This window comes from Mycobacterium sp., assembly GCF_049647605.1.
Taxonomy (GTDB): domain Bacteria; phylum Actinomycetota; class Actinomycetes; order Mycobacteriales; family Mycobacteriaceae; genus Mycobacterium.
On the sequence record NZ_JBARXZ010000069.1, the window covers coordinates 1 to 13527 of the forward strand.

General features: G+C 66.8%; 14 protein-coding genes. 9 read left to right on the top strand and 5 right to left on the bottom strand.

What is annotated here, in order from left to right; genetic code table 11:
* Nucleotides 1-1219: helix-turn-helix domain-containing protein (locus tag WBB07_RS08875; protein ID WP_526306749.1), on the bottom strand; the 1219-nt coding region annotated here is incomplete at its 3' end.
* A gap of 115 nt (nucleotides 1220-1334) precedes the next feature.
* Between WBB07_RS08875 and WBB07_RS08880 the strand changes: the two genes are divergently transcribed.
* From WBB07_RS08880 to WBB07_RS08900, 5 genes are read left to right on the top strand one after another with little or no spacing between them, the layout of a single operon-like run.
* Nucleotides 1335-2390: an ABC transporter substrate-binding protein gene (locus WBB07_RS08880; protein ID WP_526306750.1), complete on the top strand. Its 1056-nt coding sequence runs from the start codon at nucleotides 1335-1337 to the stop codon at nucleotides 2388-2390.
* Nucleotides 2387-3208: an ABC transporter permease gene (locus WBB07_RS08885; protein WP_526306752.1), complete on the top strand. Its 822-nt coding sequence runs from the start codon at nucleotides 2387-2389 to the stop codon at nucleotides 3206-3208. Before WBB07_RS08880 ends, WBB07_RS08885 begins: the two co-directional genes overlap by 4 nt.
* Nucleotides 3205-3993 (top strand): ABC transporter permease, encoded by a 789-nt coding sequence (locus tag WBB07_RS08890; RefSeq protein ID WP_526306754.1) that lies wholly within the window; start codon nucleotides 3205-3207, stop codon nucleotides 3991-3993. The genes WBB07_RS08885 and WBB07_RS08890 overlap by 4 nt, the downstream gene beginning before the upstream one ends.
* 22 nt (nucleotides 3994-4015) lie before the next feature.
* Nucleotides 4016-4765, top strand: coding sequence for an ABC transporter ATP-binding protein (locus WBB07_RS08895; RefSeq protein WP_526306756.1), 750 nt, complete (start codon nucleotides 4016-4018; stop codon nucleotides 4763-4765).
* Nucleotides 4762-5736, top strand: coding sequence for an amidohydrolase family protein (locus WBB07_RS08900; protein WP_526306758.1), 975 nt, complete (start codon nucleotides 4762-4764; stop codon nucleotides 5734-5736). Before WBB07_RS08895 ends, WBB07_RS08900 begins: the two co-directional genes overlap by 4 nt.
* Here the strand turns inward: WBB07_RS08900 and WBB07_RS08905 are convergent.
* Together WBB07_RS08905 and WBB07_RS08910 are read right to left on the bottom strand one after the other, a co-directional pair.
* The gene (locus WBB07_RS08905; protein ID WP_526306760.1) at nucleotides 5733-6152 is read right to left on the bottom strand and encodes an HIT family protein; all 420 of its coding nucleotides are present in this window, start codon (nucleotides 6150-6152) and stop codon (nucleotides 5733-5735) included. The genes WBB07_RS08900 and WBB07_RS08905 overlap by 4 nt on opposite strands.
* Nucleotides 6153-6224: 72 nt before the next feature.
* Complete coding sequence (locus WBB07_RS08910; RefSeq protein WP_526306762.1) at nucleotides 6225-6692, bottom strand: VOC family protein; 468 nt, start codon at nucleotides 6690-6692, stop codon at nucleotides 6225-6227.
* A 27-nt stretch (nucleotides 6693-6719) separates the two neighbouring features.
* On the opposite strand from WBB07_RS08910, the gene WBB07_RS08915 reads away from it, so the two are divergent.
* Nucleotides 6720-7538, top strand: coding sequence for a helix-turn-helix domain-containing protein (locus WBB07_RS08915; RefSeq protein WP_526306764.1), 819 nt, complete (start codon nucleotides 6720-6722; stop codon nucleotides 7536-7538).
* 14 nt (nucleotides 7539-7552) lie between these two features.
* Nucleotides 7553-8950, top strand: coding sequence for an amidase (locus WBB07_RS08920; protein WP_526306766.1), 1398 nt, complete (start codon nucleotides 7553-7555; stop codon nucleotides 8948-8950).
* A gap of 136 nt (nucleotides 8951-9086) precedes the next feature.
* Here WBB07_RS08920 and WBB07_RS08925 read toward each other — a convergent pair whose 3' ends face one another.
* Both WBB07_RS08925 and WBB07_RS08930 read right to left on the bottom strand, forming a co-directional pair.
* Nucleotides 9087-9560: a DNA-deoxyinosine glycosylase gene (locus WBB07_RS08925; RefSeq protein WP_526306768.1), complete on the bottom strand. Its 474-nt coding sequence runs from the start codon at nucleotides 9558-9560 to the stop codon at nucleotides 9087-9089.
* 108 nt (nucleotides 9561-9668) lie between these two features.
* Nucleotides 9669-11480 (bottom strand): NAD(P)-binding domain-containing protein, encoded by a 1812-nt coding sequence (locus WBB07_RS08930; RefSeq protein WP_526306770.1) that lies wholly within the window; start codon nucleotides 11478-11480, stop codon nucleotides 9669-9671.
* 131 nt (nucleotides 11481-11611) lie between these two features.
* On the opposite strand from WBB07_RS08930, the gene WBB07_RS08935 reads away from it, so the two are divergent.
* The gene (locus tag WBB07_RS08935; RefSeq protein ID WP_526306771.1) at nucleotides 11612-12664 is read left to right on the top strand and encodes a 2,3-butanediol dehydrogenase; all 1053 of its coding nucleotides are present in this window, start codon (nucleotides 11612-11614) and stop codon (nucleotides 12662-12664) included.
* A gap of 2 nt (nucleotides 12665-12666) precedes the next feature.
* The gene (locus WBB07_RS08940; RefSeq protein ID WP_526306773.1) at nucleotides 12667-13461 is read left to right on the top strand and encodes an acetoin reductase; all 795 of its coding nucleotides are present in this window, start codon (nucleotides 12667-12669) and stop codon (nucleotides 13459-13461) included.
* Nucleotides 13462-13527: the final 66 nt, after the last annotated feature.

The following is a 13527-nucleotide window of genomic DNA, read 5'->3' on the forward strand; positions in this document are numbered from 1 at the left end:
CGGGCCAGATCAGCACCAGGTCGTCGCGGTACATCGCGGCCAGGGGCCGTGGTGATATCCGTGCCACCAGCCGGTCTGCGGCGGCGAGCACCCGGGCCGCCGTGGCCGGATCCCGTTGTTCGGCGCAGCGCAGCGCGACCAGATGCTGAGCCCCGGACAGATCCCAGCCCAGCCGCCGAGCCCGATCCAGCAGTGGCCCGATATCGCCGTCGCCGGTGTTCAGCAGATCGGCGACCAGTGAGCCCCGGAGGCGCTGCTCCACTTCGGCGGCGGTCCGCGCCCGCAGCAGCTCGAGCGCGGTCACCACCGCGGCGTGCTCGGCGGCCCGCACGTCCATCCCGGACAGGTCGGACCGGGGCGCCGCAATCCAGATGCGCGCCACCACTTTTCCATCCAGAATCACCCCGGTGACGGCGGTGTTCCGCGGCCCGGCGACGACGGTTCCGCCGTCGAGGTCGGTGGGGTCGCTCAGTTGCGGCGGTTCGTCGATGGTGCCGGCCAGCCGCTCACCGTAGATGTCTTCGATCAGTACCTCGCGGCCCAGCAGTTCCGCCAGCGCCGCCGCCACCCCGGTGACACCTTCGCCGCGCAGCGCGGTTGCGGTCAGCAGGGCGTGCACCTCCTCGGCGCGCCGGAGTTCCCGGATGGTGCGCTGTTCGCTGGCGCGTAATTGGGCTGTGCCCAAGGCGATTGCGACCTGTGTTGCCATGGCGTTGACGAGGCTGATCTCGACGTGATCGAAGCGGTGGGGCGCGGCGTGGTAGCCGTTGAGGGCGCCGATCACCCGTCCGTCGCGGCGCAACGGGACCGACACCAGCGCTCGGTAGCCCTGTTCGTGCGCGACGCCGCCCCAGGGGCCGATTCCGGGCACCTGGTCGATGTCTTCCAGCGCCACCACGTCCCCGGTGCGGAACGCGATGCTGGTCGGGGCCTCGTCTTCGCCGGCCGGCGCCGCGAGCAGGATCGGGCGTTCCGCGTTGACCTTGGCGACGTAGTCGGCGGAGAGCCCGTGTGAGCCGACGATGGTCAGCGTGGACCCGTCGGCATCGGGAAGGAACACTGCGCAGAAGTCGTAACCCAGCAATGTGCAGGCGGTGCGGGCCACCCGGTCCAGGAGGTCGGTGACGGGTTCGTCGCCGCCGACCGCTTCGCCGATGCCGGCCAGGGCGTCCAGCCACCGCTCCAACGGCACATCCGAGCGTGGTGTGTGCGTAGACATACGACCCAGCATAAGAGTGTGTTTGCAGACATTGCCGCAGGTGGTCTGTGTCACGCATCGTGTTGCGAGGCGGTGACAGCCGTCACAACGCCGGTAACGATAGTAAGGAGTGCCCGTGCGCAGGCACACACGGAACCGCATGCGCCGCGCCGTCACGGTGGCGGTTGCGTTGGCGGCGACAGTCGTCACGTCCGGCTGTGCAGCCGGTCTCGGCGGACCTGCCTCTTCGCGGGCGGCCCGTGACGGCGAGATCCGCTTCACCTTCGCCCCGGACCCGATCTGGGACTACATGAACGACACCGGGCTCGTCGATCAGTGGCAGGACGACACCGGCTACACCATCGAGACCAGCGCCACGTGGGACGAGTTCGGGTTGTTTGCGGGCGGGCACGCGGACATCATCTCCACGGCGTCGTTCGAGGTGCCCTACCTCGAGGAGCAAACCCAGCGAGAGACCGTGATCATCGGCCGCTACAACGCCGAACGCAGTCGTATCCTGGTGCGCGCCGATGACCCGGCGCAGACGGTGGAAGATTTGCGGGGCAAGCGAATCGGTGTGTTCACCACCGTGTCGGGAACCCTGGTCTGGGGTGCGCTGATCAAACAGATGCACGACATGACCCTGCTCGACGGCGATTTCAAGATCGTGGTCGCCGATATCCAGAACCTGTCGAACCTGTTGGCGCGTGGTGAGATCGACGCCTGTATCTGCTATCCGGATCTGTCGGCACGCGAACTGCGTGACGGGTCTGTTCGGCCGCTGTACGACGGCAGGTCGTCGGCCGATCTGTTCGCAGAGCTCAACGCGCCCGGGCACGACGGGCCGATGGGCAACGTGTTTGTCGCCCGCAAGGAATGGGTCGATGCACACCCGGACGAGGTCTCGGCGTTCCTGGACCTGTGGAGCCGCGGCCTGGACGAGTGGCAGGACCACCGCGACGAGATGATCGAGCGGTACCCGCAGCACTTCGCGGTGGCCACGCCGGAGGATATCGAGTTCATGAAACAGTATGTCGGCGAACATGACTGGGTGGTCGACGAGGTTCGCTTCGATCAGCGATGGGCCGACGACGAGAGTTCCATCTTCGACCTGATGCGCAGTACCGGGATCATCGGCGACGACATCGGCGATCCCCAGTTCCTGCCGACCGACCAAGGAGTCCACCAGTGACCCAGACGACTGCCGCGCCGGCGACACCGCCCGCGCAGGCACGCGATGCTGAGCGCCGCGAGGGCGCCGGGCCACGGCGGTGGCTGGTGTCCGGGATCGCGCTCGTCGTGGTCTTGGCGGCGTGGGCGGCGCTGGCCGCCTGGATAGACGACCCGATCCTGCCCCGTCCGGGCGCGGTGGGCCGACAGATCATCGAGATCACCCTCTCCGGTGCGGCATTCACCAACTTCGCCTCCAGCATCAGCAAGATCGCCGCCGGCTTCCTGATCGCGATGGTCGGTGGTCTGGTCATCGGCTTCCTCATGGGTCGAAGCCGGTTCATGACGTCCTACTTCTCGTTGCCGCTGTTTGTCCTCGGGAACATGCCCGGACTGACGTATGCGGTGTTCGGACTGCTGATCTTCGGTGTCGGTGCCGGCGGGCCGATCGTGGTGTCGGCGTTGGTGGCAATGCCATTCATCGCGATGAACGTCGCCGAAGGGGTTCGCTCGGTCGACGGCAACCTGCTGGCGATGTGCCAGGCGTTCGAACGCAACCGACGTGACGTCCTGCGGCATCTGTACCTGCCGGCCCTGGCGACGTTCGTCTTCGCCGGTGTGCGGTACGGCTTTGCGATGGCCTGGAAGGTGGAGGCGCTGACGGAGGTGTTCGGCGCCAGCGACGGTGTCGGTTTCATGATCCGCAAGGCCTACCAAGAGTTCATGGTCGCCGACATGCTGGCCTGGACGGCACTGTTCATCATCACCATGATCCTGATCGAGCGTGGTCTGGCCTACCTCGAAACCCGTTTCTTCTCCTGGCGGAAGGACCTCGCATGACCCTCGCGACCCCGACGGACAAGTGGCGCCGCCACCTGAAGACGCAAGGCTCTTCGGTTCTGGCGATCACCGCGTCGCTGCTCAGCATCCTGGCGGTCTGGCAGATCGCGGTTGTCGTCGGCAACCGGGTGCCGTCGTTCACCGCGACCATCGACCGGCTGGCGTCGGAAGCCGCCATCGGCGAGCTGTGGCACAACCTGGCGCTGTCGATGAATCGGTTCCTGTTGGGTCTGGCCTTGGCGCTGGTGGTCGGTACGGCCATCGGTGTGCTGATGGGCATGTCGAAGCTGGCCGATCTGGCGTTCTCCGACCTCAACGCCGCCGCGCTGGCCATTCCCGCGGTGATCTGGGCGCTACTGACGACCATGTGGTTCGGTTTCGGCTGGCTCACCCCGGTGGTGACGGTGTTCCTGTCCGGTCTGCCGTTTGTCGTGGTCAACATCGCCAAGGCCACCCGGGCTGTGCCGGCCGAACTGTTGTTGATGGCACGGTCTTTCGGCGTGTCCCGCGCCTACATCCTGCGCCACATCGTGGCCCCCGCCGTCGCCGGATCCACCGTGGCAGCCGTCCGGTTTGCCATCATGAGCGCCTGGAACGGCCTGCTGCTGGCCGAATGGTTCGGTGCCACTTCCGGTGTCGGATGGCGATCCCGGTACTGGTATGACGCCAACCAGCTCGACGGCTTCTTCGCCTGGGTGCTGGTGTTCATCCTGGCTCTGGTGATCGCCGACCTGCTGATCCTCGGACCCATTGAACGCCTTGCGACCCGCTGGCGTTCGGCCTGACTTCCAGAAAGTGACAAAAACCATGGCTTCCATCGAAATTCGGAATCTGGTCAAGGACTTCCACGACCGGCAGGGCAACCGCACCCGGGTCATCGACGGTATCGATCTGACCATCTCCGGGGAGACGTTCGTCTCCGTCGTCGGGCCTTCCGGCAGCGGCAAGACCACCCTGCTCAATATCGTCTCCGGCATCGAGACCCACACCGCGGGCACCGTCAGCCTGCGCGCCGGTGAACGCGACGCCCGCGTCGGCTACGTCTTCCAGGATCCGCGGCTGCTGCCGTGGCGCACGGTGATGGCCAATCTGAGCTTTGTGCAACATGAACGGGCCGGCTGGCAGGACCGGGCCCGCCACTACCTGGATCTGGTGGGGTTGAGCCATTGCGCAGACCGTTACCCGTCGCAGCTCTCCGGTGGTCAGCAGCAGCGCATCGGCATCGCGCGGGCGTTTGCCGTGGAACCCGATGTGCTGCTGATGGACGAACCGTTCTCGCACCTGGATGCGATGACCTCGCGCACGCTGCGTGAGCACTTGGAACGCATCTGGCTGGAGTCGCGGCGCACCGTCATGTTCGTCACCCACGATGTGACCGAGGCCGTCCAATTGTCGGACCGTATCGTGGTTCTCGAGCCGGGCGGAAGGATCCACGAAATCATCGACGTCGACCTGCCCCGGCCGCGTAAGGCCTCCGACCCGGCGGTGGCGGTACTGCAAGCCGAAGTGCTGGCCCGGTTCGAGGCACTGGAAGCCAGAGAGGCGGCAGCGGTATGAGCATTGATCTGCGACCCGGAGTCATCGACGTCCACGCCCACTGGCTGCCGGAGGCGCTGTTCGGGCTACCGCCCGGGTCACCGCTGCCGGCGTTGCACGGCCGTGACGGACAGCTGCATCTCGGAGAGCTGCCGTTGTCCATCGAGACCGACGCGATGAGTGACCCGATCCGGGTGCTGGCCGATACCGACGCCGCCGGACTGGGCTCGCGGGTGCTGTCCGCGCCGCCGTTTGCGTTCCCGGTCGTCGCCGATGCCGGTGTCGACGGTTACGTGGGTGCGTTCAACGACGCACTGACAAAGGTGTGCCGCGACAGTGACGGCCGGCTGCTGGGCCTGGGCCTGGTGTCGTTGCACGACCTGGACTCGGCGCGCAGCCAGATGAAGGCCATGGCGGCCACCGACGTGATCCGCGGTATCGCGGTTCCGCCGCTGCTGGGCGTGCAGTCCTTCGACACCGAACCCATGCGGGGCCTCGTCACGATCGCCGCCGAGCAGGGTCTGGCCGTCCTGGTGCATCCCATGCAGCTGCCGCGGCCGGAGTGGGCGTCGTACTACTTGGGCAATCTCATCGGCAATCCCACTGAAACAGCCACCGCGGCAGCATCTCTGGTCCTCGGTGGCGTCCTCGAAGAGTTACCGGAGCTGCGGATCGTACTGCTGCACGGTGGCGGTTGTGCCCCGGCGCTACTGGGCCGCTGGCAGCACGGGTGGCAGCAGCGCGCCGACGTGCGCAGTGCCGGGACCCGGCCGCCGCGGGAGGGGTTCCGCGACCTGTGGTTCGACACCCTGTCGCATGACGGCCCGGCCCTGGATCTGCTGCGGGCGCACTGTGACCCGGAACATCTCGTGTGTGGCAGCGACTACCCGTTCGACATGGGTGTCGAGCAGCCGTTGGATATTCCGCGCAGTGTGGGTCTCGACATGGCGGTGCTGGAAGCCAACGCGCGCCGGTTCCTGGCTCTCGATTAGGAGTCGGCCAGGGCGTCTCGCAGGATCCGGCCGGTGGCCTCCCGGTCCGGGTCCCGCCGCACCACCAGGCCTTTGGCGAAGGACAGCTTGTCGCCGGCTTGCCGTGGCGCGACGTGCAGGTGGATGTGGAACACGGATTGGAAGGCCGCCTTGCCGTCGTTGATGACGATGTTGTTGCCGTCGGCGGCCAGCTCGGAGGCCCGGGCGGCCCGACCGATCCGCTGACCGATCGTCACCAGCCCGGCCACCGTCTCGGCAGGGGTGTCGGTCAGGTCCACGCTGTGGGCTTTCGGGACTACCAGGGTGTGGCCGCGAACGATGGGCCGGATATCGAGGAACGCCAGGTAGTTGTCATCCTCGTAGACGCGGATGGCATCGGCGGCGCCGGCGACGATGGCACAGAACACGCAAGACATCCCGCCACGGTAACCAACCAGCTCGTCGACTCGGGCGGTGACCGTGTGGAATCGCGCGCCGGGTGTGCAGAACTAGAGGTTCTGTGCCGACCACTGCGCGAGGCGGCGGTCTCGCTCCTCGGGTGTGAGGTCCTCGACTCGTGTCATGATCGCCCAGCGCTGCCCGAACGGGTCGACGATCGAGGCGAACCGGTCACCGGTGACAAACGTCGACAGCGGCTCCCGGATGGTGGCCGACGCGGCCACCGCACGGGCCACCACCGCGTCGACGTCAGCGCGGTACAGCACGATCGAGTGGGTCACGTCCGGACCCACCTCGGGTGCGGCCAGCCCGAACTGCGGATTCGGATCCGACAGCTGTAGTCGGCCGTGTCCGAAGTCGAGCTCGGCGTGCGCCACCAGGCCGTCGGGACCATCCATGCGCTCGACCACTTCGGCGTCGAACACCGAGGTGTAGAAGTCGATGGCCGCGGCGGCCCCGTCGATGACGAGGAACGGAGTCAGGCTGGTGTAGCCGGCGGGAATCGGTGCGACACTCATGGTGTCCAGTTTCCTGAGGTGGTGCCGGTGGAGGCTTGTAAAAACGCGCCGCAGAAGGGAATCGTCGGCCGTGCCCACAGCGCCGCCGCCTTCGAGCTGACGCGGTGGGCGCCTTCACCGGAGGCTGCCGAGTACGTCGAGCATTTCTGGTCGGTGCAGTGGAACCTGCCCGACGGCGCCGCCCACGACAGCACGGTCATCACCTTCCCCGCCATGCACCTGACCCACGAGTGGGGAGCCGAGGCGTCCCGGCACGGCCACCCGCTGCCGTCGACCCTGGTGCACGGTGTCGTCGGAACCGTTTTCCGCATCACTTTGCGCCGGTGGGGCGCCGTCGTGGGCGCTCGCTTTCATGCAGGCGGATTCGCCGCCCGCTACGGCTGCGACGCCTCTGCCTACACCGGACGGATCGTGCAGGCGGCTGAGTTGTTCGACCTACCTCTGGTTGTCGATGATGACCGCGAAACCGCGCCCAGCCAGCTGGAGGCGGCCATCGTGGCGCGCCACCTCGAGCCGGATCCGACCTATCGCGCATTGCGACGGTTGCTCGACGGGATCCGGGACGACGCCGATGTGCGCCGGGTACAGCAGGTGATGGAGCGAGCGCCCTGGAGTGGCCGCACCACCCAGAAGGTTTTCAAGCATTACGTCGGGGTGCCGGCCAAGTGGGTGTTGTGCCGGTATCGGTTGCAGCGGGCGGCCCTGGAGATCGAGTCCGAACCCGGCGTCGACTTCGCCGAGCTGGCGGTACGGCACGGCTGGTACGACCAGGCACATTTCTCGCACGACTTCCGCACGATGCTGGGTTGTGCCCCAGGCGAATACGCAGCGCACCACGGGGCCTGAGCTACGCTGCGCCGATGGACAACATCGAGTTGGCGTTCGCCGGAGCAGCCGAGCAGGCGCGGATGTTGGCTGCCGGGGCGATCTCCGCGCCGGCCCTCACCGAGCTTTATCTGGACCGTATCGAGCGCCTGGACCCGGAGCTGCGGGCCTACCGGGTGGTGTTCACCGAGTCGGCGCGGGCCGAGGCGAAAGTCGCCCAGGACCGCCTCGACGCCGGTGAGCGGCTGCCGCTGTTGGGTGTGCCCATCGCCATCAAGGACGACACCGATGTCGGCGGGGCGACCACCACGTACGGCAGCAACGCCCATGGTCCGGCACCCACCAAGGACGCCGAGGTGGTTCGGCTGCTGCGGGAGGCCGGCGCGGTGATCCTCGGTAAGACCTCGGTGCCGGAGATGATGATCTGGCCGTTCACCGAGACCGTCGCCTATGGGGCGACCCACAACCCGTGGGATCTGGCCCGCACCCCCGGTGGCAGTAGCGGCGGCAGTGCCGCGGCCGTCGCCGCCGGGCTGGCGCCGATCGCGTTGGGATCCGACGGGGCCGGCTCCATCCGGATTCCGGCCACCTGGTGTGGACTGTTCGGGATCAAACCGCAGCGGGACCGGGTGCCGCTGGCCCCGCATGACGACGCGTGGTGCGGCATGTCGGTCTACGGGCCGCTGGCACACACCGTGGAGGATGCGGCGCTGTTCCTGGACGTCACCTGCGACAAGGCGATGCCCGGACCGGAGGGCGGTTTTGTCCGGGCTGCCTCCCGGCCGCCGAATCGGTTGCGAATCGCGTTGAGCACCAAGGTTCCTCCGCTGGTCACCGCGCACCGCGACGCCGAGCAACGCGCCGCCGTGCACCAGGCCGGTGCGGTGCTGCGTGAGCTCGGCCACGACGTGGTGGTCCGTGATGTCGACTATCCGACGGCTGCGGTCTACGGCCATGTGATGCCGCGGTACCTCCGCGGCATCTACGACGACGTGCGGGCGTTGCCGCATGCAGAGCGTCTGGACTCGCGGACGCGGGGGATGGCCCGGATCGGCCGGATGTTCTCCGATACCCGGATCGCGAAGATCCGGGCCGCCGAGGCCGAGCTGTCCGCGCGGATGCTGGCGATTTTCGATGACGTCGACGTGGTGATCACTCCCGGCACCGCGACCGGGCCGTCGCGCGTCGGCGCCTACCGCCGGCTCGGGGCGGTGTCGACGTTGGCTCGGGTGGCGGCCCGGGTGCCGTTTCAGGCGGCGTTCAACGCCACCGGTCAACCAGCGGCGGTGGTGCCGTGGGGTCTGGACCGGGCCGGGCTGCCGCTGTCGATCCAGCTTGTCGGGCGGCCCTATGACGAAGCGACGTTGCTGGCGCTCAGTGCTGAGCTCGAAGCCGATCATCCCTGGGCGCACCGCCGCCCACCCGTAAGCTGAAACCCGTCAGCAGCCCCCGCTATAAAACCCCCCAAAACCCCCGCGACCACAAAAACTCCGCGACCGCGCGTGTCTGTACGCCGACGCGCGGCAGTTTGTGTACATAGGCGTGCGCTCGCCAGGTAGCTGACCACAGTCACGACCCACCGAGCGCTTCCCGCCACGCCGCCAGTTTGGTGGCCATCGGCACGGTGTGCGCCGGGCTGGTCGACGGCAGCCGGGTGTAGCGCAGCCGCGGGTCGAAACCCACCAGCCGGCGGTAGTTCAGCTCGGCCGCACCACCGGTGAAGAAAACCCGCTCGATACTGGGATGCCGCCGATAGAATTCGGCAAAATCATTGGGCTCCATGCTGTCTCGTTCCACCGCCGAATCCAGGCTGCCCGCGCGACGGCAGAACCGCAGAACATCCCACACGGCGACACCGCGCCGGATCAAGGCCGCGGTGCGGGTGGAATATGGTGCGCCGGAGTCGAAGTCGAACAGCTCACCGGTGATGGTCCAGAACCCGTTGCGGGGGTTGCCGTAGTACTGCTGGTGCGTCAGCGACAGCACGCTGGGGGCGTTGCCCAGGATCAAGATCGTCGGCTCACCGCCGATGATGGGTGGCAAGCCGACAACATTCACGGCGAACCCGATGGCTGAACCGGCGACACGGCTACCTGTCTACCAGGTGGGCCGGGGAGTCTCGGCACGCGACCGACACTCCCCGGCTGCCGGTCAGGACAGGTGATGCACTTCCTGCAACCCGTACACCGGTGTGGGGATACCCTCGAAGCGCGCCTTGAGCTGCAGCGCCAGATACAGCGAATAGTGCCGAGATTGATGCAGGTTGCCGCCGTGGAACCACAGGTTTTCCTGCTGGGTGGGCTTCCACATGTTGCGTTGCTCGCCCTCCCACGGCCCGGGATCCTTGGTGGTGGCGCTGCCCAGACCCCACACCTTGCCCACCTTGTCGGCGACGTCCTGGCCGATCAGGTCGGCGGCCCAGCCGTTCATCGATCCGTAGCCCGTCGCGTAGACCACCGCATCGGCGGGCAGCACGGTGCCGTCGGCCAGGACCACGGAGTCCTCGGTCAGATGCGACACCTCGCCGTGCGCGAGTTTGATGGTCCCGTCGGCCACCAGATCGCAGGCGCCGACGTCGATGTAGTAACCCGAACCGCGGCGCAGATACTTCATGAACAGCCCGGACCCGTCGTCGCCCCAATCCAAGTCGAAGCCCGCCGCCGCCAGCCTGTCGTAGAAGTCCTTGTCCCGCTCGCGAATCGCGTCGTAGATCGGGATCTGGAACTCGTGCATGATCCGGTACGGCAGCGACGCGAACGTCAGGTCGGCCTTCTCTGTGGTCATCCCGGCCGCCAGCGCGCGCTCGGAGTACAGGTCGCCCAGACCGAGGTCCATCAGCGAGTCCGATTTCACGATGTGCGTCGAGGACCGCTGCACCATGGTGGTGTCGACATCGTTTTCCACCAAGGCTTTACAGATGTCGTGCGCGGAGTTGTTGGAGCCGATCACCACCACCTTCTGGCCCGCGTAGCGGTCCGGTCCGGGGTGGGCCGACGAATGGTGCTGCTCGCCGCGGAACACGTCCTGGCCGGGCAGCCCCGGGATGTGCGGCTTGCCCGACATCCCGGTGGCCAGCACCAGGTGCGTCGGGTGCAGCGTCAGCTGCTCGCCGTCGCGGTCGATCTCGACGGTCCACTGGCCGTCGTCGTAGGACGCCGAGGTGCAGCTGGTCTTCGACCAGTACGGCACCTCCATGACCCGGGTGTAGAACTCCAGCCAGTCGCCGATCTTGTCCTTCGGCGCAAATACCGGCCAGTTCTGCGGGAACGGCAGATACGGCAGGTGGTCGTACCAGACGGGGTCGTGCAGGCACAGCGACTTGTAGCGTTTGCGCCACTGGTCGCCGGGGCGTTCGTGTTTGTCGAGCACGAGGGCGGGGACGCCGAGCTGCCGCAGCCGGGCACCGAGTGCGATGCCGCCCTGGCCGCCACCGACCACCAGGACATAGGGCTGCGTGGCCCGCCCGAGCTCGGCTTCTTCGGCGGCCTTCTTCTCGGCCCACGACCGGGGGTCGGGATCGCTGCCGTGCACCGCACCCATCACCCGGGACGGACCCTTGCGTTCCTCGTGACCCTTGAGTTCCTGCAGCGTGGTCAACAACGTCCACGCTTGGTCACCTTTCAAGCGGAGGTGGCCCACACCGCGGCCGGAGGCTGTCTCGAATTCGATGAATGCGGTCGTCACGTCACCATCCGAGGTGGGGGTCTCGCGGGTGCGGAAGCTGGACGGGTCGGTGGCGGCCAGGCGCGCGGTGAGCATGTCAGCAACGCCGTCACGGCCCTCGACGGTTTTGAGGTTCCAGGTGAAGGCGACGAGGTCGCGCCAGAAGCTGTCGGTGGCGAACTTGCCGGCGGCTCGCTCGACGTCGCGGGCGGCCAGCGCGGCCTCGAAGTCGGCCAGCCACGCGTCCACTCGCTGCTGCGGGCTCAGGGTGTCGATTGACGGTTCAAGTGTGGAAGTCATGTGATACAGGGCACACCCGTGCGGTACGGGTCACAAGAGTTGCGTGACGTTGCGACTCTCTCCGAGAGGTTCGGCGCGCAACCTCGTGCAACTCTATCGGTGTGTGGTCGCCGTCACATAGAACTCAGCGCATGAAAGCAGCTGTGTATTACGGACCGAACAAGATCGAAGTCGCCGATGTCGCCGAGCCGACACCCGCGCCGGGCACGGTCAAAATCAAGGTCGGCTTCAACGGGATCTGCGGCACCGACCTGCACGAGTACTACGCCGGCCCGATCTTTGTGCCCACCGCTCCGCATCCGCTGACCGGCGCGCAGCTACCGCTGACCATGGGTCACGAATTCTCCGGAACCATCACCGAGATCGGTGCCGGGGTGACCGGATGGAGTGAGGGCGATCGCGTCGCCGTCGAACCGATCTACAAGTGTGACCACTGTGGGCCGTGCCGGGCGGGCAACTACAACGTCTGTCAGCAGATCGGTTTCCACGGCCTGATGTCCGACGGCGGTATGGCCGAGTACACCGTGGTGCCGACCAGCATGCTGCACAGGTTGCCTGATTCCGTGTCGCTGGAACTGGGTGCGCTCGTCGAACCGATGTCGGTTGCCTACCACGCGGCCACCCTCGGCGACGTGAGCCCGGGGGACACCGCGATGGTGTACGGCGCCGGGCCTATCGGAATCGGGCTGTGGTTTGCCTTGCGCGGCAAGGGATTGCAGGATGTTTTTGTTGTCGAGCCGTCGCCGACCCGCCGTGCCGCCATCGAGGTCCTCGGGGCCACCACCCTGGATCCCCGCGAGACCGACGTGCCCGCGTTCATCGCCGAGCACACCAAGGGTAACGGTGCCGATGCGGTGTTCGATGCAGCCGGCGTGGCGCCCGCGGTGAGTTCGGCGTTGGCCTGTGTCGGCTCACGCAAGCCGCTGATCAGCGTCGCCATCTACGAAAAGCCCTTGGAAACACCGCTTTTGAATCTTGTCATGAACGAGTCCCGGATCCAGGGATCGCTGTGTTACACCGGTGCGGATTTCGAAGCGGTGATCGCGCTGATGGCGCAGGGCAAGTACGACACCACCGGGTGGGTGACCCGCATTCCGCTCGACGACGTGATCGACGAGGGTTTCGAGGCACTGCATGCGGGCACAAAGATGAAGGTTCTGGTCGACCCGAAGGGAGTACGGTAATCATGACACTCGAGGGAAAAGTTGCCCTGGTCACCGGTGGTGGGCGCGGGATCGGTCGCGGTATCGCACTGCGGCTCGCACGTGACGGCGCCGATGTGGCCTTGGTCGATGTGCGTCCCGACGGCATCACCGCCGTCGCCGAAGAGATCGCCGAGATCGGGCAGAAGGCAACCACATTCGTCGCCGACGTCGGCGATCGTGATCAGGTTTTTGCTGCTGTCGACCATGCGGCCACGGCTCTTGGTGGCTTCGACATCATGGTGAACAATGCCGGTGTAGCCCTGGTCGGGCCCATCTCCGATGTCACGCCGGGGGAGTTGCAGCGGATCTGGGCGATCAACGTCGACGGTGTGTTGTGGGGTATCCAGGCGGCGACCGCAAAGTTTGCCGAGCAGGGAAACCAGGAACGCGGCAAGATCAGCCGAATCATCAATGCGTCCTCCATCGCCGGCCATGACGGGTTCGCCATGTTGGGGGTGTACAGCGCCACGAAGTTTGCGGTCCGCGCACTGACCCAGGCCGCGGCCAAGGAGTACGCGGCGGCCGGTGTCACCGTCAACGCCTACTGCCCGGGTGTGGTGGGCACCGACATGTGGGTGGAGATCGACAAACGGTTCGCCGAACTGACCGGTGCGGCTGAGGGGGAGACCTACGACAAGTTTGTCGGCGGGATTGCCCTGGGCCGGGCGGAGACGCCGGAGGATGTTGCCGGATTCGTCTCCTACCTGGCCGGCCCGGATGCCGACTACATGACGGGCCAGTCCGGGTTGATCGACGGTGGGCTGGTGTACCGATGACGCCGGTATTGGTGCCGCCCAAACTCACGTTTCGGCGCAAAAACGACCCCTTTCAGCGCCCGAACG

Excerpts from the sequence above, each read along its gene's own strand:
- WBB07_RS08910 (WP_526306762.1), bottom strand. The coding sequence starts at position 6,692 with ATGAGTGTCGCACCGATTCCCGCCGGCTACACCAGCCTGACTCCGTTC.
- WBB07_RS08890 (WP_526306754.1), top strand. The coding sequence starts at position 3,205 with ATGACCCTCGCGACCCCGACGGACAAGTGGCGCCGCCACCTGAAGACG.
- WBB07_RS08905 (WP_526306760.1), bottom strand. The coding sequence starts at position 6,152 with ATGTCTTGCGTGTTCTGTGCCATCGTCGCCGGCGCCGCCGATGCCATC.
- WBB07_RS08940 (WP_526306773.1), top strand. The coding sequence starts at position 12,667 with ATGACACTCGAGGGAAAAGTTGCCCTGGTCACCGGTGGTGGGCGCGGG.
- WBB07_RS08895 (WP_526306756.1), top strand. The coding sequence starts at position 4,016 with ATGGCTTCCATCGAAATTCGGAATCTGGTCAAGGACTTCCACGACCGG.
- WBB07_RS08920 (WP_526306766.1), top strand. The coding sequence starts at position 7,553 with ATGGACAACATCGAGTTGGCGTTCGCCGGAGCAGCCGAGCAGGCGCGG.
- WBB07_RS08900 (WP_526306758.1), top strand. The coding sequence starts at position 4,762 with ATGAGCATTGATCTGCGACCCGGAGTCATCGACGTCCACGCCCACTGG.
- WBB07_RS08935 (WP_526306771.1), top strand. The coding sequence starts at position 11,612 with ATGAAAGCAGCTGTGTATTACGGACCGAACAAGATCGAAGTCGCCGAT.
- WBB07_RS08930 (WP_526306770.1), bottom strand. The coding sequence starts at position 11,480 with ATGACTTCCACACTTGAACCGTCAATCGACACCCTGAGCCCGCAGCAG.